General features: G+C 55.9%; 25 protein-coding genes. 16 read left to right on the top strand and 9 right to left on the bottom strand.

Annotated features, from left to right (window positions below; genetic code table 11):
- Positions 1-25 precede the first annotated feature (25 nt).
- Positions 26-913, top strand: a complete 888-nt coding sequence (locus OLTU_RS27940) for an MBL fold metallo-hydrolase (RefSeq protein WP_218110329.1) — start codon at positions 26-28, stop codon at positions 911-913.
- 89 nt (positions 914-1,002) lie between these two features.
- Complete coding sequence (locus OLTU_RS27935; RefSeq protein ID WP_141736014.1) at positions 1,003-1,314, top strand: helix-turn-helix transcriptional regulator; 312 nt, start codon at positions 1,003-1,005, stop codon at positions 1,312-1,314.
- Here the strand turns inward: OLTU_RS27935 and OLTU_RS27930 are convergent.
- The 3 genes from OLTU_RS27930 to OLTU_RS27920 form a co-directional block, all read right to left on the bottom strand.
- Positions 1,261-3,249, bottom strand: coding sequence for a biosynthetic peptidoglycan transglycosylase (locus tag OLTU_RS27930; protein ID WP_141736013.1), 1,989 nt, complete (start codon positions 3,247-3,249; stop codon positions 1,261-1,263). The genes OLTU_RS27935 and OLTU_RS27930 overlap by 54 nt on opposite strands.
- A 69-nt stretch (positions 3,250-3,318) precedes the next feature.
- Complete coding sequence (gene leuS / locus OLTU_RS27925) at positions 3,319-5,745, bottom strand: leucine--tRNA ligase (RefSeq protein ID WP_141736012.1); 2,427 nt, start codon at positions 5,743-5,745, stop codon at positions 3,319-3,321.
- Between the two features lie 132 nt (positions 5,746-5,877).
- Positions 5,878-6,630, bottom strand: a complete 753-nt coding sequence (locus OLTU_RS27920) for an MlaE family ABC transporter permease (protein WP_281181273.1) — start codon at positions 6,628-6,630, stop codon at positions 5,878-5,880.
- A 118-nt stretch (positions 6,631-6,748) separates the two neighbouring features.
- Between OLTU_RS27920 and OLTU_RS27915 the strand changes: the two genes are divergently transcribed.
- Entirely contained in the window at positions 6,749-7,702 is a 954-nt protein-coding gene (locus tag OLTU_RS27915; protein ID WP_141736010.1) for a hypothetical protein, read from the top strand.
- Between the two features lie 12 nt (positions 7,703-7,714).
- On the opposite strand, the gene rdgB is transcribed toward OLTU_RS27915, so the two are convergent.
- A complete protein-coding gene (gene rdgB, locus OLTU_RS27910; RefSeq protein WP_141736009.1) occupies positions 7,715-8,308 on the bottom strand; it encodes an RdgB/HAM1 family non-canonical purine NTP pyrophosphatase in 594 nt (197 codons plus the stop codon).
- 67 nt (positions 8,309-8,375) lie between these two features.
- On the opposite strand from rdgB, the gene OLTU_RS27905 reads away from it, so the two are divergent.
- Positions 8,376-8,603 (top strand): BolA/IbaG family iron-sulfur metabolism protein, encoded by a 228-nt coding sequence (locus OLTU_RS27905; protein ID WP_218110328.1) that lies wholly within the window; start codon positions 8,376-8,378, stop codon positions 8,601-8,603.
- Positions 8,604-8,647: 44 nt separating this feature from the next.
- Here OLTU_RS27905 and OLTU_RS27900 read toward each other — a convergent pair whose 3' ends face one another.
- The gene (locus OLTU_RS27900; protein WP_141736008.1) at positions 8,648-8,932 is read right to left on the bottom strand and encodes a hypothetical protein; all 285 of its coding nucleotides are present in this window, start codon (positions 8,930-8,932) and stop codon (positions 8,648-8,650) included.
- Positions 8,933-9,191: 259 nt separating this feature from the next.
- Here OLTU_RS27900 and fabR point away from each other — a divergent pair, with 259 nt between their 5' ends.
- The gene (gene fabR / locus OLTU_RS27895; RefSeq protein ID WP_141736007.1) at positions 9,192-9,893 is read left to right on the top strand and encodes an HTH-type transcriptional repressor FabR; all 702 of its coding nucleotides are present in this window, start codon (positions 9,192-9,194) and stop codon (positions 9,891-9,893) included.
- 75 nt (positions 9,894-9,968) lie between these two features.
- Here fabR and OLTU_RS27890 read toward each other — a convergent pair whose 3' ends face one another.
- Entirely contained in the window at positions 9,969-10,481 is a 513-nt protein-coding gene (locus OLTU_RS27890) for a hypothetical protein (protein ID WP_141736006.1), read from the bottom strand.
- Between the two features lie 231 nt (positions 10,482-10,712).
- Between OLTU_RS27890 and OLTU_RS27885 the strand changes: the two genes are divergently transcribed.
- Complete coding sequence (locus OLTU_RS27885) at positions 10,713-10,952, top strand: hypothetical protein (protein WP_141736005.1); 240 nt, start codon at positions 10,713-10,715, stop codon at positions 10,950-10,952.
- Positions 10,953-10,956: 4 nt separating this feature from the next.
- On the opposite strand, the gene OLTU_RS27880 is transcribed toward OLTU_RS27885, so the two are convergent.
- Complete coding sequence (locus OLTU_RS27880) at positions 10,957-11,331, bottom strand: response regulator (RefSeq protein ID WP_141736004.1); 375 nt, start codon at positions 11,329-11,331, stop codon at positions 10,957-10,959.
- A 173-nt stretch (positions 11,332-11,504) separates the two neighbouring features.
- On the opposite strand from OLTU_RS27880, the gene OLTU_RS27875 reads away from it, so the two are divergent.
- Positions 11,505-12,689: a tetratricopeptide repeat protein gene (locus OLTU_RS27875; RefSeq protein WP_141736003.1), complete on the top strand. Its 1,185-nt coding sequence runs from the start codon at positions 11,505-11,507 to the stop codon at positions 12,687-12,689.
- A 15-nt stretch (positions 12,690-12,704) separates the two neighbouring features.
- Complete coding sequence (locus OLTU_RS27870; RefSeq protein WP_141736002.1) at positions 12,705-14,099, top strand: response regulator; 1,395 nt, start codon at positions 12,705-12,707, stop codon at positions 14,097-14,099.
- 2 nt (positions 14,100-14,101) lie between these two features.
- Here the strand turns inward: OLTU_RS27870 and OLTU_RS27865 are convergent, their stop codons facing one another.
- Positions 14,102-15,205: a bifunctional chorismate mutase/prephenate dehydrogenase gene (locus tag OLTU_RS27865; protein ID WP_176737031.1), complete on the bottom strand. Its 1,104-nt coding sequence runs from the start codon at positions 15,203-15,205 to the stop codon at positions 14,102-14,104.
- A gap of 34 nt (positions 15,206-15,239) precedes the next feature.
- Between OLTU_RS27865 and OLTU_RS32550 the strand changes: the two genes are divergently transcribed.
- Positions 15,240-15,464 carry a hypothetical protein gene (locus OLTU_RS32550; RefSeq protein ID WP_218110327.1) on the top strand — a complete coding sequence of 75 codons (225 nt, stop codon included), beginning with the start codon at positions 15,240-15,242 and terminating at the stop codon, positions 15,462-15,464.
- 10 nt (positions 15,465-15,474) lie between these two features.
- On the top strand, positions 15,475-15,903 hold the full coding sequence (locus OLTU_RS27860; RefSeq protein ID WP_218110326.1) for a hypothetical protein: 429 nt from the start codon (positions 15,475-15,477) through the stop codon (positions 15,901-15,903).
- Here the strand turns inward: OLTU_RS27860 and OLTU_RS27855 are convergent.
- The gene (locus OLTU_RS27855) at positions 15,900-17,471 is read right to left on the bottom strand and encodes a YifB family Mg chelatase-like AAA ATPase (protein WP_141735999.1); all 1,572 of its coding nucleotides are present in this window, start codon (positions 17,469-17,471) and stop codon (positions 15,900-15,902) included. The two genes, OLTU_RS27860 and OLTU_RS27855, sit on opposite strands and share 4 nt — an antisense overlap.
- 156 nt (positions 17,472-17,627) lie before the next feature.
- Between OLTU_RS27855 and argS the strand changes: the two genes are divergently transcribed.
- The 6 genes from argS (at position 17,628) to OLTU_RS27825 (ending at position 24,206) form a co-directional block, all read left to right on the top strand.
- Positions 17,628-19,415: an arginine--tRNA ligase gene (gene argS, locus OLTU_RS27850; protein ID WP_141735998.1), complete on the top strand. Its 1,788-nt coding sequence runs from the start codon at positions 17,628-17,630 to the stop codon at positions 19,413-19,415.
- A 4-nt stretch (positions 19,416-19,419) separates the two neighbouring features.
- On the top strand, positions 19,420-21,387 hold the full coding sequence (gene nadE, locus OLTU_RS27845) for an NAD(+) synthase (protein WP_141735997.1): 1,968 nt from the start codon (positions 19,420-19,422) through the stop codon (positions 21,385-21,387).
- A gap of 162 nt (positions 21,388-21,549) precedes the next feature.
- Positions 21,550-22,107, top strand: coding sequence for a type IV pilin protein (locus OLTU_RS27840; RefSeq protein ID WP_141735996.1), 558 nt, complete (start codon positions 21,550-21,552; stop codon positions 22,105-22,107).
- A gap of 246 nt (positions 22,108-22,353) precedes the next feature.
- Positions 22,354-23,391 (top strand): class II fructose-bisphosphate aldolase, encoded by a 1,038-nt coding sequence (gene fba, locus OLTU_RS27835; protein ID WP_141735995.1) that lies wholly within the window; start codon positions 22,354-22,356, stop codon positions 23,389-23,391.
- Positions 23,392-23,454: 63 nt separating this feature from the next.
- Positions 23,455-23,832 carry a DUF423 domain-containing protein gene (locus tag OLTU_RS27830; RefSeq protein ID WP_141735994.1) on the top strand — a complete coding sequence of 126 codons (378 nt, stop codon included), beginning with the start codon at positions 23,455-23,457 and terminating at the stop codon, positions 23,830-23,832.
- 113 nt (positions 23,833-23,945) lie between these two features.
- Positions 23,946-24,206, top strand: coding sequence for a hypothetical protein (locus tag OLTU_RS27825; RefSeq protein ID WP_141735993.1), 261 nt, complete (start codon positions 23,946-23,948; stop codon positions 24,204-24,206).
- The last annotated feature ends 13 nt before the right edge of the window (positions 24,207-24,219 follow it).

Genomic DNA, 24,219 nt, shown 5'->3' with positions numbered 1-24,219 from the left:
CGACAATTCCGAAGGAGTATGCGTCATGCCGCGCTACACAGATATCCGTGTGTCGTCCGTACTTGGCAATTCCCAGTTGCTGGATGGCGGTGCCATGTTTGGAAATGCACCCCGTCCCCTGTGGGAACGTTGGGCTAAACCGGACGCGTTAGGACGCATCGCACTCGCCTGCCGCTGCATGCTGGTGGAGTGGGGCAGCGTAAAGATGCTCTGTGAGACCGGAATTGGTGCTTACATGGAGCCGGCCATGGCCGAACGCTATGGCCTCATGGAATCCGATCATCGCCTCCTGGCCAATCTTCAGGCCCTTGGTGTGAAGCCGGATGAGATCGATTATGTGATCCTGTCTCATTTGCATTTTGATCACGCCGGAGGGCTCCTGCCTGCGCATGCCGACATCGTGCAAGGCCGTGATGATCTGGTGTTTCCCAAAGCCAAATTCGTGGTGGGACGGGAAGCCTGGAATCGCGCGCAGAAACCGCATCCGCGGGATCGCGCCTCGTTCATTCCCGGGCTGAGCGAGAAGCTGGAGAAGTCCGGACGTCTCGTGGTGATCGAAGGGGATTCGCTGCCTGAGTTTCCGCGCGAGCAGCTCTTTTTCCGGTTCAGTCACGGTCACACGCCGGGACATATGCACACCGTGGTCCGTGGGCCGCGGGAAACCATAATTTTTGCCGGTGATTTGATCCCGGGCAAGGCCTGGGTCCATCTGCCGATCACGATGGGTTACGATCGCTTCGCCGAACAGGTCATCGATGAGAAACAGGACCTCTATACCGTCGCTGTTCCCGAACACTGGACTCTTTTCTACACCCACGATAGTGAGGTGGCGGCGAGCCAGGTGACGAAAGACAGCAAGGATCGTTACGTTCCCACGAACGAACAGCCCACCCTGGTGCGGCATACGCTTTAATGAGTGGGCAAAATCTTCTACTCCGCCAAAGGATCTGCGACAATGGATAGTATTCATGAGTCATAGACTGGCGAGAAGGGGATGCCTGCATGGAGATAGGCAATTTTGTGCGTGCGGAGCGCAAACGGCAGGGACTGACCCAGCAGCAGCTCGCGGCGCGTTCCGGTGTCGGGCTGAACTTTGTTTATCAGCTTGAGAAAAACAAGGCTTCGGTGCAGCTCGATAGTGTGAATCAGGTGCTGCGGGCCCTGGGTTATCAGATTGGTGTGATTCGCGATTTCCGGCCCTGGGATCAGGATTATACGGTGCCGCGGGCCGGGGCGACGGCGGCCGTGGATGAGGCGGACCTAGAAGCGGGAGCCGCCCGCTTCCTTCCGCCGGCTGATCTGGAGTTTGGATGAACAGCGGCCATTCCCTTGAAAATAGAGACGCCGGACGGAATCCTGATAAAGAGTGAGCAGGGGCTGGCCGGGCTGCATCGTGGCCAGGCCGTTCGCCACCTTCTGCATGCGTTCCTGAAGTTCCTCGCTCAGACGACCTTCGCAATAGCTTTCCCGATAATGCCGGTTCGGGCTCGGCAGGATGGACGATAAAAACAGGGCTTCCGCCGTGGTGAGCTGAGATGGTTCCTTGCCGAAGTAGGTTTGACTCGCGCGGCGGATGCCGTAGACGTTCGGCCCGAATTGAATGATGTTGGCATAGACTTCCAGAATATCCTTCTTATCGAGGGTCTGCTCCAGGGCCCAGCTGATGAGAAGCTCCTGCAGTTTCCGGCTCAGAACCTTTTCATGACTCAGATAAAAGTTTTTGACCATCTGCATGGTGATGGTCGAGCCCCCAAAGAGCACCTTGCCGGCCTTGAGGTTCGCCTGGAACGCGGCGATGAGGGCACTGGTCCGCACCCCTTCATGCTGCCAGAAGGTGGCGTCCTCGGCGGCGATGATGCCCCGAAGAAAATCCTCGGAGATGCCGGTGATGGGGACAAAGTCCTGGCCACGCATGGTTTGCACGCGCTGACGGATCCAGTTTTCGGTGAAATTTTCGGGAACGCGGGTGATCCTGCAGGCAAAGGTCTGCTGACCACTCGGGAATTCAATCGCCCGGCCTTTTTCGGGCAGAAGCTCGATATTCGCCGTCAGTTCCACCTGGCCTTTGACCTGAAAGCCTTGCAGGAGCGGGAAATCCTGGCGAGGCAGGATATCGAGGATGTCCTGACAGTCGGTTTCCGCCAGCTTCCAGTTCAGGCGCCAGGGGTCCTCGGTCATGGGTTTCAGAAGATCATTCTTGGCGAGAGTGAAGCTGCTCTTCATCTGAGCTTTTTGCGCCGCCTGCAGAACATAGATCAAGCCGCGGCGGACGGAGAGCGAACCGCGTTCCGGATTGAAATCACCCTGGGCGCGAATGGTGAACGGCCAGGGACCGACCTTGTCGCTGCTCAAGAGAGGGTGATTGATTTCCAGGTTGTTGCTCGCGATCTGCACATCGAAGTCCAGATTCTGACCTTTTTTCAGGCCAGCCACTTCCAGTTTCAGGAGAAGCTCGAGGCGATCCTTGGGTTCGATCGAACGCAGCCAGGGCTGCCAGCGCGAGGGTATGCCCATGCGTTTGTGACGAAGTTCGAGGGAATCGAGATCCGCGCTGATCGCGCCCTGAAGCTGCCAGGGTTCGCTGCCCTGCTCCCGTGCGGTGACAAAAAAGGGCAGGCGGCCCTGCTTCTCCTGCAGGATGAGCTGGCCGTTGAGACCCTGGAGGATTTCCCGGCCTCGATAATGAAAGCCCTGCAGCTGCATCTCCACATGCTGCTCGACGGCAGACAGCGTGGCGTCCAGGCGATTGATGTGCATCACGCGTTCGCGTCGCGCATCCAGCACCTCGAGGCGGACTTTTCTGAACTGCAAATTGATGCCCGGTTTCAGCAGCTTTTGGAGGAGCGTGAGAGACGCGGCATCCACCTGAGGCGCCGAACCCTTGCCTGAGGAGGATCTGGCTCGGACCGTTTCCGGGGAACGCAGAAGGGCCACCCGCGCGTGATCGAGCGTCACCCGTTCCGGACGTCCAAAGCCCGGCCCCGGCCAGAATCGAAAGGCCACCTCAACCGCTCCATGCACCCGCATCTGGGGTGATGTGCAGGCCAGTCCTTCGACCCGAAAGCCGTCCCACATGAGGCTGATGTCTTCGTATTGAACCCTAAGGTCGGTCTGTTTCAAAAGGCTGGCGAGTTTGCGTGTGGCGTAGGCCTTGGCCTTGGGTTTCAGCCAGGCCTGTGACGCCAGGACAACGAAGCAAAGCCCTGAAGCCAGGGCCAAAGGCATAAGAATTTTCGCGGGACGCAGCATGGGATTCCGTGGGGGAAGTTGGTGCTTCCATTATATCACGGTCCCCACCCGCATCGGAGCATCCCCTCGTCATCCCTTCACAACGAAGTTGATGATCTTGCCAGGAACATAAATCTCCTTAAGCAATTCCTTGTCTTTCATCTGCTTCGCCACCGCCTCGACAGCCTTGGCCTGGGCAAAGATCGAATCCTTGTCCGCGGTCTTGAGCACCTCAATGGTTCCCCGCATTTTGCCGTTCACCTGAATGGAAAGCGTCACGGTATCATCCACGCATTTCGCAGGATCATACGAAGGCCAGGGTTCATAGGTCATCGACTCCTTGCCGCCATAGCGTGACCAGAGTTCTTCAGCCATGTGCGGCGCATAGGGATTCAAAAGAATCATCATGGCCTTCGCCGCATCCGGGCCGATCACCGGCTCCTTGAGCCCCATGTTGACCAGTTCCATCATCGCCGCGATCGCGGTGTTGAAGCGCAAGGCTTCCGTATCCTCACCCACCTTCTTGATGGTTTTATGCAGCTGCTTCTCAAAGGCCTCGCTCGGCTTGCCCGCCTTTTGCGCCAGCTCCCCTTCCGGTGTGATCATCAAACGCCAGAAGCGGGACAGGAAACGATGGGTTCCCACGATACCGTCCGACTTCCAGGGCTTCACAGCTTCCAAAGGACCCATGAACATCTCATAAAGCCGGAACGCATCCGCGCCCCACTGTTCGATCACATCATCGGGATTCACGACATTGCCGCGGCTCTTCGACATTTTCTCGTTATTTTCGCCGAGGATCATGCCCTGATTGATCAGTTTCTGGAACGGCTCCTTGGTTGAAACCAGACCGGCATCATAAAGCACCTTATGCCAGAAACGGGCGTAAAGCAGGTGGAGCACCGCATGCTCCGCGCCGCCCACATAAAGGTCGACCGGCATCCAGTAGCTTTCCTTCTTCTTATCCCAGGCGGCTGCCTTGTTCTGCGGATCGATAAAGCGCAGATAGTACCAGCACGACCCCGCCCACTGCGGCATCGTATTGGTTTCCCGGCGCCAGACTTTTCCATCGCGCTCATATTTGAGCCAATCGGTGGCCTTCGCCAGGGGGGATTCCCCGGTTTTCGTCGGTTTGAAATCATCGAGGTCGGGCAGCATGAGCGGCAGCTCGGATTCCTTGATGGCAATTTCGTTGCCATCCTTATCGAGGGCGATCGGAATGGGCTCGCCCCAATAACGCTGCCGCGAGAACAGCCAGTCGCGCAACTTGTAGGTGATCGTACGCTGGCCAATGCCGATTTTCTCCAGATGCTGTACCATCGCTTCGATGGCCGCGGATTTTTGCATGCCGTTCAGAAAACCGGAATTCACCAGAACGCCATCACCCGTGTGGGCCGCTTCCTCGATCGGCTTGTCGCCGCCTTCGAGCACACGCTGAATTTTGATCCCATATTTTCTAGCAAATTCATGATCGCGTTCATCATGACCAGGAACCGCCATGATCGCGCCGTGGCCATAGGAAATCAGCACATAGTCGGCGATATAGATGGGAATCTTTTCCTTGTTCACGGGATTGATCGCATAGGCGCCCGTGAACACGCCGGTCTTTTCGGTGCTGGTCATGCGTTCACGTTCCGCCTTGTTCTTCGCGTGCTCCACGTAATCGCTGACCGCAGCTCTTTGGGCAGCACTCGTGATGTTGGCGACCGCAGGATGTTCGGGCGCCAGCACAAAGAACGTCGCTCCAAAGAGCGTGTCCGGACGGGTGGTGAAGATCTTGATTTTCTCGCCATGACCATCCACCGCGAATTCAATCTCAGCGCCCACGCTCTTGCCGATCCAGTTTCTCTGCATCTCCTTCAGGGATTCCGGCCAATCCAGGCCGTCCAGATCCTCGAGCAGGCGATCCGCATAAGCGGTGATCTTCAGAATCCACTGCCGCATCGGCTTTTTGATAACGGGAAAGCCACCGACTTCCGATTTGCCGTCGATCACCTCCTCGTTGGCGAGGACCGTACCCAGCTCCTCGCACCAGTTCACGGCCTGTTCAGCCTGATAGGCCAGACCGCGTTCATAGAGTTTCAGAAAGATCCACTGGGTCCACTTGTAGTAATTCGGATCGGTCGTATTCACTTCCCGATCCCAGTCGTAGGACAGGCCAATCGCCTGGATTTGACGCCGGAAATTGTCGATGTTGGTAATCGTGGTGTCGCGCGGATGGGTTCCGGTTTTTACCGCATGCTGCTCAGCCGGCAGACCAAAGGCATCCCAGCCCATGGGGTGCAGGACATTAAAGCCCTTCATGCGCTTATAGCGAGCCACGATATCGGTGGCGGTATAACCCTCCGGGTGACCCACATGAAGACCGGAGCCGGACGGGTAGGGGAACATATCAAGCACGTAGTACTTGGGCTTGGTGGAAAGGTCGGGAGTTTGGAACGTCTTATTTTTTAGCCAATGCTCCTGCCACTTTTTTTCCACGTTTTTATGATGGTAATCGTGTTGATTTTGCTCCATGAAAATGCCGCCTCCTTGGGTCGATCGAGTCCAGAGGCCCCACCTTAACATAGAATAAATGGACTTTGAAATGTCTGAGCCAGGCTCGTTTGAGCGGCTCAGGTCGGAGGCATCACACCAACCTGACACCGTTCAGTTGCTCTGAAATTTGAACTGAATATATGTAATGAAAAAGTCGAGCACGAGTATCGTGACATAGGACGTCACCACCGCCTGGGTGGTGGCCCGGCCGACGCCTTTGGCCCCACCGCGGGCGCGGTAGCCTTCAAAGCAGCCGATGGAGGAAAAGACAAAACCAAAGAGCGCCGCCTTCTGCATCCCCATGAATAGATCCTCAGTATCGACGATCCATTCAAGTCGGGAGAAAAAATCCGCAACATCAATATCATAGAAGGTGACGCCAACCACGAACGAGGTCACCACCCCGGCAAAAACCATCACAATGGCAATCAGCGGCATGGCGATCATGCTGGCCAGGATGCGCGGTGCCATGAGATACGAGAAGGGGTCAACCGACATGACACGCATGGAATCAATCTGTTCATTGACCTTCATCGACGCGATCTCGGCAGCCATGGCCGATCCGGCTCGTGCGGTAACCAGAAAGGATCCGACGATCGGGGCCAGTTCGCGTGCCAGCGCAAAACCCGTCGAGGCGCCGATCAGCGATTCTGCGCCGAAGATCGCAAAGATCTCGCCCAGCTGAAAACCGAAAATCCCGCCGACCATAATCCCGGCCATGACCGCGATCACGAAGCTGCGGCTGCCGACAAATTCAAGCTGGGCCAGCAAAAGACGGAGGTCGACGCGGGGATGCGCGATGCGCAGGAGGGATTGCCCGACAAAAACCATGTAGTGTCCAACGAGTTGGACTGTCCTTTCCACTACTCCGCCGATAAAGCTGGTTATCGGAACAACAGGCACAGGCACTCCCGTCCTTGGTTTTGTATGTCTAGTTGACTATAATGCAAGAAAACCTCTCGCGACCCATGGAGTTTGTCCCGTGAAAATCATCGGCAGCCTTGGTGCCCTCGTCCTGCTTCTGACCAGTCAGCCTCTGGCCGCAGTCTGTGCGAGTCTGGTGCGTGGACAGGTTATGCTTGATATCCAATCCTGCAGCAACATCCAGCCCGAAAAGGCTTTCGCGTCTCCTGAGCCTAAGTATAACTTCATCAGGGATTTACCACCACCCCAGCGTAAGGCATTTCTGGATTCGTACCGCGGCCTGTCCGTCAAGGCCAAGGTTGCCCGCTCGTTTGCGGTGCGCAGCGGTCTCAGTCCTGAGCAGGGTGCCCTGTCGGGGGAAACGATTCGAGCCTTTATTCCACCGCAGGCTTTAACCTGCGGGGCCATCTCCGGCAAGCGCATTCAGGCCGTTATGGATGAAACCTGCTGCGAAGGCGGCGGCGAGGTGCCCTGCCTTTTGGGAACGAGCTACGTGCTGAAAAAAGCCGCGGTGCTCGGTGGCGCCAATACCAAGGCGGGGCGCAGCGACGCTCAACTGGCCAGGGACCCCGATTACATCCAGGCGCAGAAATTTCTGAGCCAGCGGGATTATAAAAAAGGGACGGCGCTCCTCGAAAAACTGAATCTGAGTGAGAAACTGGATGTGCAGGGCAAATACCTGCTGGCCGCGGCTTATCGGGACATGGACAAGTGTCCCAGGGCGATTCCGCTGCTCGAAGCGCTCTATCAGAAGTTTGAAAGAAATGATTTCTGGACCGATGATGAACCCTACATTCGGCGCGCGAATTTACTCTATGCGCGTTGCCTGTCGATGCAGGTCAAAGCCGGGGAAGCGGTGATGATCCTGCAGGGTTTTCTGGTCGAACCGAAGAAGTTCCGGAAGGAAATCCTGGAATCGTTTTCGCATCCGGACTTTGGCTATATCAAGACGTCCAAACCCTACATCGAGTATCGGGAGGCGGCGTCCCGCGCTCTGTCGGCCAGGCAGTGATCCCGCGCAGGTTCACTGATTCCTGGTGATCAAAAATTCCTGAAAGGCCAGCATCGCCCGATTCCGATGACTGATGCTGTTCTTCTCCTCAGCTGTCAATTCCGCAAATGTTTTCTCAAGACCATCCGGAACGAAGATCGGATCATAGCCAAAACCTTCGGAGCCGCGCGGGGTATCAATGATACGGCCTTCGCAGCGGCCTTCAAAATAATGCGCGATCCCTTCGGCATCCAGATAACAAAGCACACAGACAAAGCTGGCCCGACGCTGGTCTTCCGGCACACCTTGCAGCACGCGCAGGAGTTTGTAGAGATTATCCCGATCGGTGGCATCCGGCCCGGCATAACGCGCGGAATAGACGCCCGGCGCGCCTTCCAGGACATCGACTTCGAGTCCGGAATCATCCGCCAGCACGGGAGATGGTGTGAGGGTGCGCAGGGCCTTGGCTTTGATCAGCGCATTAGCGCGAAAAGTCGTGCCGTTTTCATCCCAGTCGAGCTGCGGGTCCAGCTCGCTGCTGGGTGCCACCCGCCATTCTGCGCCCAAAATGGCCTGTATTTCCTGCGCCTTATGCGCATTCCGCGTCGCTAAGTAAAGTGTTGGCATCTGGTCTTCCCGCTGTGGTAAATAAGAGCCGCTCAAAGTACTCAAGCTATCTCACCTGGAGGTCCGCGTGAAGGCCGAAGATATCATCAACCGCATACGGGAAACCATGCCGTCCGCAGAGGTCAAAGCCTATGATATGACAGGCGGCGGCGACCATTGGCAGCTCACCATTCAGGCCAGGGAATTCAACGGTCTGAATCTCGTGGAGCAGCATCAGCTAGTCTATAAAGCCTTGGGTGAGTGGATGCATGGGCCCATTCATGCCCTGAGTCTGAACACGCGCTCGGTGGACTGAGTGTCGGAAGGGCGAAGGAACACGGGCCCTGAGCGGCCCGCGGGTCATTCAGGACGGCGGCTTTGCCGGCGAACCATTTCCTGCATCTCGGCTTTCTTTACCAATTGGTAGATATCTGGCGAGTTTTGAAGCCACACCATCAGTGTCTCCTTGAGTTCCGCTTCCATTGACGGTAATACGGCAAAGATACCCATTTCACGAAAATAGCTCACAATCATTTTCTGAAGCTGTTCTGGCTCAACGCGCCAGTTTTCCGTGATATTGGTGATCGTTTTCTCCGTAAAACGGGTGGCCACAAAGATTTCGATTGGTAAGGGTTCGGTGAGCATTTCACCAGTCTCCTTCTACGCTGAATCAGCTTATTCATCGGAATAATGATAAGTAAATTAAGCGTAGTCCCTTGTCGGCGAACACCAGCGGGGTTTGCACGCGTGTTTGCGGAGTTTGTTTGTGTTTCCCTTCAGTTTTGTATAAGAATTCAGCAAATAGCAGGTCACGCGTGATCCAAAGCCAGGACAAGGCCTCGGTTTAGGCAGAGAGGGGCTCCCTGGGATCGGTAGGTGGGCGCGCACACGTTAAGGGGGTAACATGGGAACTCGGGCTGAAAAAAAAGCCAAGACACGCAAGAACATCATTGGAGCGGCGCTTTCTCTCAGCACAAGCAATGGATTTGCCTGTTTGAGTTTGCGCGAGGTCACACGGAGCGCAGGGATTGCACCCACTTCGTTTTACCGGCACTTCAAGGACATGGAAGACCTGGGACTCGCCCTGGTCGATGAAGTGTCGCTCACGCTGCGGCAGCTCCTGCGTCAGGCACGCCGGCGTGCACGTGTGCGCCGCGGTGTGATCCGGACGTCCGTGGAAACATTCATGGAATACCTGGAACACAACGAACAGCATTTCCGTCTGCTGATTGGGGAGCGTCTTGGTGAGCAGAAGGGTTTCCGTAAGGAGATCAAAAAGGAAACCCGGCGCTTCGTTGAGGAACTGGCTGAGGATATTCAAAAAGAGTCGGAAGCCTCACGACGCGAAATCATCAACCCGGATCTGGTGGCTGAAACCATGATCACGGTCGTGTTCAATATTGGTATGGAAGCCCTGGAGTTCCCGCCCAAACAAAGGGTGGAGTTTGCCGAGCGCATGGTGCAGCAGCTGGAGATGATTCTGCTGGGTGCCGAAGCGATGTCGAAAGGCTGGAAGGCCAGTTCCGGCGAACGTCTGCCGCGCGCAGCTGTCGCTGACTATGGACCGGTGGCTGAAGATGCCGAATACGCGGCGACCCCCATGTAATTCACGGATCGGAGGCCTGGGCAGCCGGGCCGAGCCGAGACCGCTTTTACTCGGGCTGTGCGCCGCGGATGGCGTTCAATGTCTGGGATTGAGAAGGTCGAGATGAGCCTTGATGCAGCGCACATGCTCCTGCAGTTGAGCACGATCGCGATAGGGGGCTTCGCTTAATGCCAGGTAGTAGCGCCGGCGCAGAGCTTTTTCCAGGCGGATGCAGCTGGTGAGATTGGTGCGACGTGCCATGTACTCAGGCAGGTGGCGCCCGATCCGGCTGGCAAAGAGGGAGATCTCGGACGGAAAGGAAAACTTCTCCTTATCCGGGATTCCGCGGTTGCTGATGATCATCACGGTCAAGGCCTGAGCGTGATTCTGATGCTCCGTGGCAAAACGCTCTGCATCAATCGACGGAATGTTGAGGGCGCAATGCTGGTAAAGCTCGACCGCCCCCAGTTCCATCAGAAGAGTCTGATTCAGGAGTCGAATGTAGTCATTATTTTCAAAGAGGCTGACGTTGGACATCGAACGGGATCTGGGAAACCGCAGGGTTATCATCGACCCCGCATCCTGAGCAAGCCATCCCAAAGAGTTCATGAGCGACCTCCCGAAAGAGCAGTCCTTATAGCGCATGCCCGTCAAAATTTCAAAGTCTTTCTAAAAATGAACCATATTAGGACATTAAAACAAGGTCCGGGCGGCGCAACGAGGGCCGTGTTTCCAAACTAGCCTGCTTCGCGTTATCACGCAAGAGGCAGAGCCGCCCGATTGCCTGGCTGGCGCTCTTGAGCTAAGGTTATCCGGCATTCATTTTTGATGGGATTTATCATGTCATTCGAAGAGGAACGCAAATTTCTGCATGATGTCGCCAATCCCCTGTCGATTGCTCATGGCAATCTCAAAATCGCTCTTCGCAAAATGGATGGCATGAACGATCAGGATCCCATCCTGCGGGACGTGTTGGAAAGGTTGCATAAGGCCATGGAAGCCTGTGAAAAAATGGCAAAACAAGTGGGCGATCGCCGTCAGGCGCTCATGGATGATCAGGGAAGCCCAGGCGCGACCTAAGAGATCAGGACGCTTTCTTGGTAAATTCCTGAATGAGGGTGATCAATCGATTGAAATCGATCGGTTTGCTTTCGTAGGCGACACAGCCCACGGCCAGGGCCTGGTCACGGTCCTCCTGCAGACCATTGGCACTCACACCGATCACCGGAATGGCCCGGGTCTCCTTCAACTCTTTCAGCTTTTTTACCGCGGTCCAACCATCCATGATGGGCATGCGCATATCCATCAGAATCAGGTCCGGCTTTTCGCGGCGGGCGATCTGCAGCGCATCCTCGCCGTTCGAGGCGGTCAGGACTTCGTAATTCCGCTTGAGCAAGCGACGGACCAGCATGTCACGGTTCAGCTCATTGTCTTCAACCACGAGAAGAACAAAACCCATGTTGAACTCCGGATTCCCGCTGTGCGTCCAGCCACTTAGGGTAAGGCGAGGCAAGTATTACCTCCCAGTATTGTCCCAAATTCAGGAGCAAATGGAAACATCCTAAACTTCGGTTCGCCACCATCCGATAATCTTCTCAGGCTAGAGCACACGCGTTACATTGGTGAACAGGCATGGACAGGGTTTGTCTGCTGGTTGACATTGATCTCAAGGGACTGGATCAGACCTGGGCGGTACAGGCTGAAGACCAGACATTTCCTTTGACTCTCAGCTACGTGACCATGGATGAAGTCCGGCCTATGTTCGAAACGGGCTCGGTGGCCGCCATGGTTATTTTTGCCGAGACTTCCCATCCTGATGTCATGACCTGCCTTGAACTTTTCAAAAAATTTGTGGGACCTCTTGCGGAATTTCAGGCCATCGTCACGAGCGATCCTGATCCTGAGTATATGTCCGAGGTTTTCGAATACGGCATCGAACGCTTCTTCCTGCCGGACAACTGGGCGCCGGAAGCCCAGGCTCTCTGCGAGCATGTGGTGGCCTGCGTCAGCGATCGCACGAGCATCGAGAGCAAGACCATGCAGCTGAACCATAGCATCGTCTATGGTGATCAGGCTCAGATCAATCAATCCCAGGAGGATTTGGGCGATGCCCAGAACTGGGATTATGTCGCCGCCTATGTCAAGGCCAATGCCCTGCAGGCCGTGGGCAAATTCAATGAAGCGGCGGAAGCCTTTCGTTCCTCCCAGACCATGAACAGAATGTTTCGCCAGGCGTCCAACGGTCTGGGTGAAAGCCTTCTGGTGATGGGCAGGGTGGACGAGGCCATCGAAATCCTCGAACGTCTGGAAAAACAGAACCCGCGGCATGTGGAGCGCAAGGCGCACCTGGCCACGGCCTATATGGAAAAAGGTGACAAGGCCAAAGCGGAAGCGCTGCTGGCCGAGGCGGAGGCCATCTCACCCGATCATCCCCGACTGCTCGAAGCCCGCGCGGAAATCCTGCTGGTGGAAGGCAAGGTCGGTGAAGCCTTCAAGATGATGGACAACCTGCACGATGTGGGGCCGTTCTTCGCCGCCAAGCTTAACGAGATGGGTATCAAGCTCTCTCAGCAGGGCAAGGGCAAGAGTGCGATGGCCCTCTATAAGAAAGCGCACAAGATCGTACGGCATGAACTCCAATACAAAATCAGTTTGAACGCAGCCCTGGCCTGTTATCGGATGGGAGAATATCAGATTGCGCTCCAGTATCTGGCCAGGACGGAGAAGGAATTTGGAGACCGTTATGAAAAAGTCGACAAGATCCGTGGTGCCATCAAGAAGGTTTTAAGCAAGGGCGCCACGAAACAAGTGGGTTGACAGGAGAACAGCGCGATGGAGTTCGCCAAAGGACTCACACCTCACACCATTCTGATCCTCGTGGACAAGTCTGAGAAGATTGTCACGATGGGCGCGCTGTTCCAAAAAATGAACTTCAAGGTGGTGACTGCTATCAGCCTCTACGAGGCCCTCAAGATGATTGATCAGGAGATGCCGCATCTGATCATTTGCGATGCGATCATCGCCGATGGCACGGCCGGCAACCTCTACGACCGCATGCAACAGCAGGCGCTGTTCAAGAATATTCCCATACTCGTTCTGGTGGCGAACAAGACCAAGGAGCAGCTCAGCCCGCTCAGAGGCCGGAAATTCGCCGGCTTCATGCTTGGCAAGTTCGATGGCCGGGCCCTCACCACCAAGGTCAAGGAAATCCTGGAAGGTCATGGGGATATCTCGCCGTTCTTTGTGCCAGCCGACCAATGTCACCTCGCAGGGGACTGCACGCTCGCGATCAACGCCAAGGTCATCGGACGCGTGGGCGATCAGATGGTCTGCCAGTCGGAGGCCGAGGTCGATGGTGAGGCCGCTCTGCTTTGCCAGCCCATGGACAAGTCCAAGGGGCCGGCGCTTTTGAAAATGGGCAGCAACGTTCTCAAGGCGGGCGTGCTGTATAACCTTTTTCCCATGAATGTGATCCGTGGCAGCGGCCGCGGCTGGATCGGGCATCTGCCGGAAATCAATTTGGATGCCATCAATGCGAGCACGGATGGACGTCGGGTCATGTTCTATGATCCCAAGCCGGAGCGCTTTGAGCAGTTTAAAAAGGTTCTGGCTGGTTATGAAATCGAACTGATCCATGCCGGCAATCTGCAGTCCGCAGCGGCCATGATCATCCGTGAATCGGATGGGACCCTCGGCTGTGTGTACCTGGATGAATTGCCCGCCAATTCCTCGGGTATCGCCATCAAGGAGGCGATTGCCAGGATGAATGACAAGGCGCGACCGCCCGTGATTGCCGGAACGACTTCGCTCAACGCGAAGTCCACCCGGGAAATTCGTTTTCTGAAAAAACCATTTGGCCTTGGCCTGCTGGTGGAATCCATGGATCAGGCCTTCAAGTCCCGGACCAATTTTGCGGAAGGGGCCAGTGCCAACATCGAGGTGCAGTTTCAAACACCAGCCAAACTCCTGGGGCTCGATGAAACCGGCGGCATTGTGCAGCTGAAGTTCCCGGTTGTCGCGAATAGCAAGCTCTACCTCACGCATCCGGTTCTCAATGAGCTTTGGGGTGGCAAGAGTGAGGTTCGTATCATCAGTGCCATGCGCCTGGAAAACAGCAATGTCTGGCAGGCAAAGTTCGAGAATTTCGCTGCTCAGGGCAGCAAGTCACGCTACTGGGAACGTCTCGCCAAACAGATCGCTCAGCGACTCGTCAGCGCTTCCGCCTAAACTCAATCTCCGAAGTAAACCTGCGCCCGCCCCATCAGCCTCCGGAAAGCCTTGCGATCCTTTTCCTCAATCGCCTTGCGCCAGGCATCGAGCAGCGTTTGAAATTCCTGCAGCAGCATCGGCGTTTCATCATTCAGCGCCTGAATATCGAAGTAGAGGTCCTGATTCTCCTCGACGACCTTGCTCGTCACCTGGGCTTGCTGCAGGAAGGTTGTGCCACCCATGCTTTTGAGTTTCTGCAGGGATTCGCCTGAATCGCTCAGAATGCTCGCATAGAGGAGATTGATCAGGTGCGAGGAGCCGAGCACGTAGCTCATGAGGCGGTCATGCTCCTGCAGGTCGAGTGCGATCAAATGGGCTGAGGTTTGTTGAAAATGCAGCTGCATGACCTCTTCCGATACGAGCCCATTGGCTGTACAGAACAGAATATTCTTGTCCGCCAGCATTTCCGCATCCGGGCCAAACATGGGATGAATGGAGGCCACCCGTATGCCCTGAGCCGCAGCTTCCAGCAGCGAGTCGATGACCGGGGATTTGAGCGAGCAGATTTCGATGATGAGGCCGCGTGGCTTCAAACTGATCAGCTGCTTCAGAATCGCATCCGTGGACAGCATCGGTGTGGCAAGGACGATGAGATCATACTGATTGATGTTCGCATCCAGATCCGCGACCACAGGATAGTTGTGTTCGGTCGTGCTGGCTGGATCATAAACGGAAACGGAGAATCCCATCGACTCGTAAAACTGCGCAAACCATTGTCCCATTTGGCCGCCGCCACCCACGATCACGGCCTCCTGGCCAAGGCCGGCGGGCATGGTCACACTCTTTCGCTTCAACTCGTCCTGCCTGAGGACGGAATATTTGATGATCGTCGTCATCAGATCTTCCGCCAGGGAAGGATAGAGTCCCAGTTGAGCCGCCTGATCCCGGGATTTTTCGATGATCTGCTTTTCCACCCGAAAATCCTTGACCGGCAGGTTATGCTTTTGTTTATACGAGCCAATTTTTTGCGCCAACTGCATGCGCTCGGCCAGCAGTTCCAGAATTTTGGCATCGATATCACGGATGCCCTGGCGCCAGGGGTCCAGCTCGTTTTGATGGCTCATGGAGTCCTCTATTGTCCAGCAATTTGACAGGCGTATGCGCCCTGGAAAGAAACAGGCCCATGATTCCATTTTAACACTTGAAAATCAATGGAAGGGATTTACTCACAGCTGGCCTTCAAATTGCAAAACACAGTGCGGTATGTCCTGTTGTGGAGGCCCCTCTGATGCTGCTCTGTGGATTGCGGAATTCAATACTGACTCTTCTGACCTTGATATCTCTGCCGGTCTGGGCACAAAACCCAACGGAATGTTTGAATGAAATAACGGCGATGGAACAAAGCTCGGCGTATTTGCAGGCGTTCACGGCGCTGCCGACGCCGCCCTTTGTGCCGCTGATCACCCAGGGCGAAGCCCGCTTTGTGAGTACCGCCTCACTCTTTGCCGAGGTCATTGAGGTCCCGGCGAAATCCATTATTATCAATGAAGTTGATGAATTGCGGTTCATATCCTACACGCTGGCAGGAACCTCCCTGCTGCTCGTCCTCAACTCCGCTCCCGACTGGACGGCTGAAAAAAGTCACAAGGTGGTCGCGGTTGCCAATCTCATGAACATTACTCTTTCGCTGGTCTGGGTGGATGATCGTCCAGTGCCCCCCCAGCTCGTTTCAACCATCCTTGAAACCAACGGTCGCGTCGTTCGCCTCAATGAACTGACCCGCGCGGTCTTTGAAAAGTTCTGCGTCTCGCCTGCCACCTAACTTTCACCCCGTTCCCGGGCGGCCATGACCGCCTGCCAGGACACGGCTTTCCGGACATGACTCGTCCGGATGGTTTCGCTGCCGTCGAGGTCAGCCAGCGTCCGCGCCACCCGCAGACTGCGAAGAATCGCCCGGTTTGACAGGCGCAGAGGCACGAAGATTTCCAGCAGAGTTTCAAATTGTTTGGCGTCACAGCCGGAAGCCGCCGGCATCTGATCCGCACTGATTTCGGAATTGGCCCGTACACCGAGCGCCACATGACGAGCTGCAGCAAAGTCCCCGCAGCGTTCGACAGCTGCCCGCAATCTTTGTGTCTGACCCTTGGGCGAATCATGAGAACTCGCAAAAAGTTGAATCGCCGGTTGATCCGGTTCCGGGACATTGAAATGGATATCGATGCGATCCAGGATGGGCCCCGAGAGACGGCTCCAGTAAGCCATCAGACGATTGCTGGGGCAGCGACACTCATGGCGGATGGAACCATACCAGCCGCAGGGGCAGTTGTTGCAAGCGGCCAGAAATTGCACGCGGGCCGGCCACTGACATTTTTTCTGCGCGCGCGAAATATTCACCAGCCCATGTTCCAGGGGCTCGCGCAACGCTTCCAAAAGATCCCGTCGAAATTCAGGCAGCTCATCCAAAAACAAAACCCCACCATGCGCGAGACTTAAATCTCCCGGTTCCACGGCTGTGCCGAGCAGGGCCTGCGGACTGGAGCTGTGATGCGGATGCCGGAAGGGTGGGCGTCCCTGAAGAATGGCGGCGGGGACGAAACTTTGATGCATGCTGTAGGTCTGCAGCGCTTGAAAATGTTCCTGACGATTCATCGGCGGCAGGATGGAGGGTAGACGGGTGATGAACATGGATTTGCCGGCGCCTGGACTGCCGCGCAGGAGCAGACTATGACGTCCGGCGGCGCAGGTGACGGCGAGCTCCTTGAGTTCAGGCGGAAGATGCATGTCATCAAAATCCGGTCCCGTTAGGGAAGCCCCTGCCGGGGCTTCATCCTCCGTGGCCTTGATCGGACTCTGATCCTCATAAAGCCAGGCAAGGACATCGCGGAGCTGATCAAAAAAAAGATAGTCGACCGCCGTCCGGGACTCGGTAAAAAGCCGCCGCATGGCTTGAATTTCGGGAGCATTGGCCCGCGCGAGCACGATCCCTTTCAGGCCATTTTTCAGTGCCGCCAGCGCCAACGGCACCGCAGCCCGAATGGGTCGCAGCTGTCCGTCCAGGCTGAGTTCCGCCGCAAAGAGGTAATCCGCCGGCGGATGCCGGGGCGGCTTTTCACTGCTCAGACAGGCCAGACTCAGAGCGATCGGCAGATCAAAATGATTGCCTTCCTTGCGCAGGTCGGCCGGGGCCAGATTGATCAAAATCCGTTTGTGACCGAGCTTGAAGCCCAGTTTTTCCAGCGCGGTTTTGGCACGTTCCTTTCCATCCCGCAGGAGTTCACTCGTATTACCGACCAGCTGCAGGCCGGCAAAGCCGCTTGTTGTACAGCATTCCACGTCAATGATGATGGGATCGGGACCTTCCAAAGCGGCGGTCCGGGTCAAAGTCTGCATTGAGGATAACCTCCTTGCCGCCAACCCTAGCGGGATGAGGGCGAAAAAGGAGCTGACATCTTCCCGCCCGTACTGACATTGAAGCCCACCTTGTGCTAGGCTGAGGGGGCTTTTCGACCTGTTTTGCCCGAACCTTTTGGAGTTATCAAAAGCATCATGACTTCATCATCCACTCCTTTATCCACGATTGATTTCGGCCGGACGACTTTGTCCGAGGCTTTGCATAAGGCGCTTGCCTCCATTACAGATAACGCGGTTCCCGAAGCGATCACACCGGCCATGCTCCATACGGCTCTGGAACGCCCGCCTGAAGCGCATCTGGGTGATTATGCCTTGCCCTGCTTTCGCATGGCCAAGGACCTGAAACGAAAACCACCGGAAATCGCAGCGGCTCTCGCGGCGGCCCTGCCTGCGGTCAATCCCGAGTGGATTGAAAAAGTGGAAACCGTCGGAGCGTTTCTCAATATCACGCTGCGGCCGGCTGCTCTGGCCAAAATCCTGGTGCCCCAGCTGCGCGAAGGAACCTATTTTTCGCGGCTCCAGGCTCCCGATCGACCGCGCGTGATGATCGAATATTCCCAGCCCAATACACACAAGGCCTTTCATGTGGGTCATATGCGAAACCTTGCGCTGGGTGATGCACTCGGCCGCGTGTATGAAGCCTGCGGCTATCCCGTGGTCATGGCCAACTATATCGGCGATGAAGGCGCGCATATCGCGAAATGCCTCTGGTACATTCATAAAACACAGCAGAAAGCTCCGGCCGAGCGTCGCGGCGAATGGCTTGGGGAAATGTACAGCCAGGCGACCATCGCGCTCGAGGATGCTCCACCGGACCAGGTCCCGGCGTTGAATGCCGAGGTTTCCGGCGTGCTGCGGGCGATTGAATCCAAGCAGGGGCCCATCTATGAAGAATGGAAGGAAACCCGGGAATGGTCGCTGGCCGATTTCAATGACATCTATGCCTGGACCGGGGCGCGCTTTGATCACGTCTTCTATGAATCCGAAGTGTCCGAGGAAAGCCAGCGCATCGTCGATGAATACCTGAAGTCCGGCGTCTTCGTTCCGTCCGATGGCGCCATCGGCCTCGACCTGAAAGAGGAGAAGCTGGGCTTTGTCATCGTGCGCAAGAGTGATGGCAACACCACCTATGCGACCAAGGATCTCGCCCTGGCCCGGGTGAAATTCCGGCAGTATCAAATCAAAAAATCCATCTATGTCGTCGCCTCGGAACAGAATCTGCACTTCAAGCAGGTCTTCCGGACCCTGGAAAAGATGGGCTTCAGTGAAGCCAGGGACTGCTTCCATCTAAGCTACGGCATGGTCACCCTCCCCGATGGCAAGATGTCATCAAGGAAAGGCAATGTGATCAAATTCCGTGAGCTGCGGGAGCGCATGGAACAGGAACTCGATAAGAACCTCGAAAAATATCGTGGCGAGTGGAGCGAAGCCGAAATCCTGGACATTCGGCGCAAGCTGGCGGTCGGTGCGATCCGCTACGGCATGATCTGTTCCGATCCGGCCAAGGATATCGTCTTTGATTTGCCGGACTGGCTGTCGTTCGAAGGCAACACCGGCCCTTATTTGATGTATACTTACGCCCGGACCCGTTCCATTCTGCGCAAGGCTCAGGAGCAGGCTTTCCTGCCCTCTCAGGCCCATCTCGAACTTTTGCAGGGTCCTGAGGAACGCGAGATGCTACGCTATTTGAATGATTTGAATGGCGTGATCCAGCAGACCCTTGACCAGAATAAACTGAGCCTGCTCTGCCATCACGTTTACAATACCTGCAAGGTCTACAATCGCTTTCTGGCCCAGGTCCAGGTTCTCAAAGCTGAATCGGCCGAAGCCCGTGGGGCGCGCCTCGCTCTGCTGGATGCGTTGAGCCAGGCCTTGAGATACAGTCTTAAACTTTTGGGCATCGAACCACCGGAAAGGATGTAATCCCATGGATCGACTGAGAATCGCCGGGGCGAGTATCAACCAGACCCCCATGGATTGGGAGGGCAACGTCGAGCGTTTGACCAGCCTGATCCGTGAAGCCCGGGCGCACAAGGTTCAGGTGATGTGTTTTCCCGAACTTTGCATTACGGGCTACAACTGCGAAGACACGTTCTCATCGGTTCATACCGCGCGCCAGTCAGTGCTGGCCCTGGAGCAATTGATTCAGGAAACGGAAGACATGACCGTGGTCTTCGGTCTGCCTGTTTATCATCGCGGCAGCATGTGGAATTGCGCGGCCGTGGTGCAGAATCAAAAGCTCCTGGGCATCAACCCGAAAAAACTTCTGGCCCGCGAAGGTGTGCATTATGAACCCCGCTGGTTCCGCTCCTGGCCCTTCCATCGGGTGGATGCGATTTCGATGCTCGGGCAAAACGTACCGTTTGGGGATGTCACCTACCAGCTGGGCAATCTGAATCTTGGTATCGTGATCTGTGAAGAGGCCTGGTCGGCCGAAGGCACGGCCTCCGATTCCGCATTGAGTCGCTGTGAACTTGTCGTCAACCTGAGTGCTTCCCATTTTGCTTTGGGCAAGGCCCGGGTGCGGGAAACGCTGGTGGCGGATGCCAGTCGCGCGTTTCAGACCCATTATCTTTATACCAACCTTCTGGGATTGGAAGCCGGTCGCTGCATCTACGACGGTGAGATCATTCTCGGGGAATGCGGTCGCATCACCACGCGGTCGGAACGCTTTCAGTTAAGTGATGGCTGCCTCTTGATCCGCGATGTGGATCTGGATATGGCTCGCGTCGCCAAGTTGAAATATCGCTCCGTGCTCGCCAACATTCCGGATCATGCGGAGCGTGTGATCAACGGCCAGCCGGTCATCAGTTTGGGCAAGGCGGCCTCCGAAATTCCCGCAGCTTATCTAGGCTCCAATCTGGACCCTTATAACAGTCCCGAGCTGGAATTCCTTCAGGCTGAAAAGATCGGACTCTTCGATTACCTGCGGAAGTCCCGCAGCAAGGGGATGATGATTTCTCTTTCGGGTGGCTGTGATTCCAGTGTCATCGCCGTGCTGTGCGCGCACATGATCGCCGAAGCCCTCAAGGCCCTCGGGCCTCAAGGCCTCAGTGCGCGGCTGAACTGGCCCATCCCGGAGGGAGATGCCAATGATCCCTACAGCTGGATTCGTGAGCATGTGAGCACGATTTATCAGGGCACGGGGCAAAGTGGTGAGGTCACCCGTCGGGCAGCCTCGGAACTCGCGACCGCTCTTCACTCGGATCATCATGAAGTTCAGGTGCAGGATCTTGTTGATGCTTATGTGAGCAAGGCGGAAGCCCTGGTCGGGCGCCAGCTCGATTGGCAAAAAGATGATCTGCCTTTGCAAAATATTCAAGCCAGGGCGCGTGCACCCATGGTCTGGCTCATGGCGAACCTGAAGGGTTTTTTGCTGCTGGCAACCAGCAACCGCAGTGAAATCGCGGTGGGTTATGCCACCATGGACGGAGACACCGCGGGTGGTCTGGCGCCGATCGGCGGCATCGACAAGCACTTCCTCAGGAAATGGCTGCGCTGGGCGGAGCATGATTGCCCGCTCGGACTCGGCCGTATACCGGCATTAAAATTCGTCAACGAGCAGGAGCCAACCGCTGAACTGCGGCCGGCTGCAGCGGGGCAGAAGGATGAACTCGATCTGATGCCTTACGAAATTCTGAACGCCATCGAAGCTGCCTTCGTTCGTGATAGAATGGAACCAGAGTCCTTGCTTAATACCTTGCGGGAACGATTCACAGCCTATTCCGAGAAGCAGCTGCGGGATTTCCTTGCGCGATTCTATCGACTTTGGAGCCAGAACCAATGGAAACGCGAGCGTTATGCCTCGGGTTTTCACCTCGATGACTACAATCTGGATCCAACTTCGTGGTGCCGTTATCCCATCCTTTCGGTCGAGTTAAAGATCCCCGATTGAGCCTCGCCCTGGGGAAATTTTAAGATCCTAACTTCTCGATATTATGGCTTAAAATGTTGGATCCCGGGAGCACCCCGGGATCCTTCTAAAGAATCGGCCCCCTATACCCGAAATGTATATATAAGCCTTTCGACGAGATTTAATTTTAGGGGAGTCTGCAAGATGAAGTTTTCAGCTTTCAAAAATCAGAAAGGATTCAGCCTTGTCGAGCTGATGATCGTGGTTGGTATAATTGGTATTCTCGCAACGCTTGCGCTGCCCCGTTTTAAGCAGTTCCAGGCGAAGGCGAAGATGGGTGAAGCGAAGAACATTCTTTCGCATATTTATACGCTGCAGCAGACTTATTCCCTCGACAATAACACATTTGTGCAGATCACCCAGAACATGGGTGCCGCCCCTGGATCTCTGACCGGTAACGAGAATTGCCAGGATGCCACGATCCCTGCAGGAGCCCAGGCGATCGGCTTCCGTCTTGATCCTTGTCTGCCCAACGCTCCGGTTCCACGTTATGGTTACAGTGTGCAGACCGCGACCGCTGCTGCCTTTATCGCATCAGCTGTGACGGGCAACATGGAGTTCAATCGGGTTTGTCCCGGGAATAACACACACCACTATGCCATCAACGAAGGCAACGTCATCTGGGGTGGTACGGGTGGAGCTCCTGCCAGTCTTCCAGCCACACCTCAGGAACCCAATGTTGGTGCCGTCTGCGGCAAATAATTGTAACGTAATACGACATTCATAATACGAAGCCCCGGATCCCCGGGGCTTTTTCATTTCCCACGGCCGTATTGGCCTCCACCCACCTTGTACTTTTCCTTCCAACTCGCTATAGCTGGGATTGTCGTGCCTTGCAGGCCTTTGCGGAGCAGGGTAGGATGCGGCGAAACCATCAAAGCCTTCCGCCCAAACAGTCGAAAAGGCTCTTTTCCAGCGGAAGGTGCGATCCAACGAAGGAGCGGTATTATGGCCTTGATTCCCTTGAGAGCATTGCTTGATCACGCGGCAGAACACAACTACGGCGTGGCCGCCTTTAATGTCAATAATATGGAACAAATTCAGGCCATTATGGAAGGCGCCCGGGAAACCGATAGCCCGGTGATCATCCAGGCTTCGCGTGGGGCCCGCAAATATTCGCAGGACGCCTACCTCGTGGGATTGATGCGTGCGGCTGTCGAGCTTTATCCCGAAATTCCCATCGTCATGCACCAGGACCACGGCAACAGCCCGGAAACCTGCTTTTCCGCCATCCGCAATAACTTCACGTCGGTGATGATGGACGGCTCGCTCAAGGAAGACGGCAAAACCCCGGCTGACTTTGACTACAACGCGCGCATCACCCGCAAGGTCGTTGAAGTCGCGCATGCCTTTGGCGTTTCAGTGGAAGGTGAACTCGGTTGTCTCGGTTCGCTGGAAACCGGCAAGGGCGACAAGGAAGATGGCCATGGGTTTGAAGGCACCCTGGGTCATGATCAGCTGCTCACGGATCCGGAAGAGGCCGTGCGTTTTGTGGAGCTGACCAAGGTCGATGCCCTGGCCATTGCGCTCGGCACCAGCCACGGCGCTTACAAGTTCACCCGCAAGCCCGACGGCAAGATTCTCGCCATGGATCGCGTGCGGGAAATTCACCGCCGTCTGCCCAATACCCACCTTGTGATGCATGGTTCCTCGTCGGTGCCACAGGATCTTCAGGATATCGTCAATCAATTCGGCGGCAAGCTCAAGCAAACCTGGGGCGTTCCGGTGGAAGAGATCCAGGAAGGCATTCGGCACGGCGTGCGGAAGATCAATGTCGATACCGACAACCGCCTGGCCATGACCGGCGCCATTCGCAAGGCTCTGGCCGAGAAGCCCGAAGAATTCGATCCTCGCTACTACAACACGCTGGCCCGCGACGCGATGAAGAAGGTCGTCAAGGAACGCATGATTCAATTCGGTCAGGCTGGCAAGGCATCGAAGATTCGTCAGGTGACTCTGGCGGAAATGGCGAAAATTTACGGTTGATGACCCGGGGGCGGAGACAGACTCTGATCTGGCTCCGGACCCTGTCGCGTCAGGAGACAACGTATGCTCTGGACCCTTTGGGTTGGTCTTGGCGCTCTCTTTGCGGCGATCGGTGTGGGGCTCGGTGCCTTTGGAGCGCATGCTCTGAAAGTGCGCCTGAGCCCTGAAGATCTGGCCATTTTCGAAGTGGGCGTTCGTTATCAGATGTACCATGCTCTGGCTTTGATCGGGGTTGGGGCCGTGGCCATGAGGATTGATTCGGCCCTTGTCAAAGGTGCCGGCTGGGCCTTTGTCCTCGGCATTCTGATTTTCTCGGGCAGCCTCTATGCGCTCGTGGGAACCGGTGTCCGCGTCCTCGGAGCCGTCACTCCCATTGGGGGCGTCGCCTTCCTTGCCGGCTGGCTGATGCTCAGCATCGCGGCCTTCAAGACGCAGCTTTAATCGGAGAACGAGGGGATGAAAAACCCCTCGTTTTCGCAATAACGGTCCACGCTTCCGAAAAAGTCTCTGCTAGAAATTGTGACGTACAGCACAATTTATCTGGGGGAAACTCTATGGAACAGTCCAAAGTTCAATCCGTAGCCACGCCTGACAACACCACAGCACCTGCGAGCAAAATCAAAGTCCTTCCCGCTGCCGTCATCAAGGAAATCGAGCAACAAAACAAGGCCCGTCGTTTGATGGGATTGAGTCCAATTGATATCAAGATCCGCAACTGTCTGCATTGCGGCGGTCTCTTTCAATCCGCCGGTCGTCGCACCTGCGGTTGCAACACGATTCATACGTCCAGCCTCGCAGGCGTTGAGATTATCTGATGCGCAACGGGTG

The organism is Oligoflexus tunisiensis, assembly GCF_001748245.1.
Lineage (GTDB): Bacteria > Bdellovibrionota_B > Oligoflexia > Oligoflexales > Oligoflexaceae > Oligoflexus > Oligoflexus tunisiensis.
Note: the sequence above shows the minus strand (reverse complement) of the source record. Positions and strands in the feature narration are given on the sequence as shown.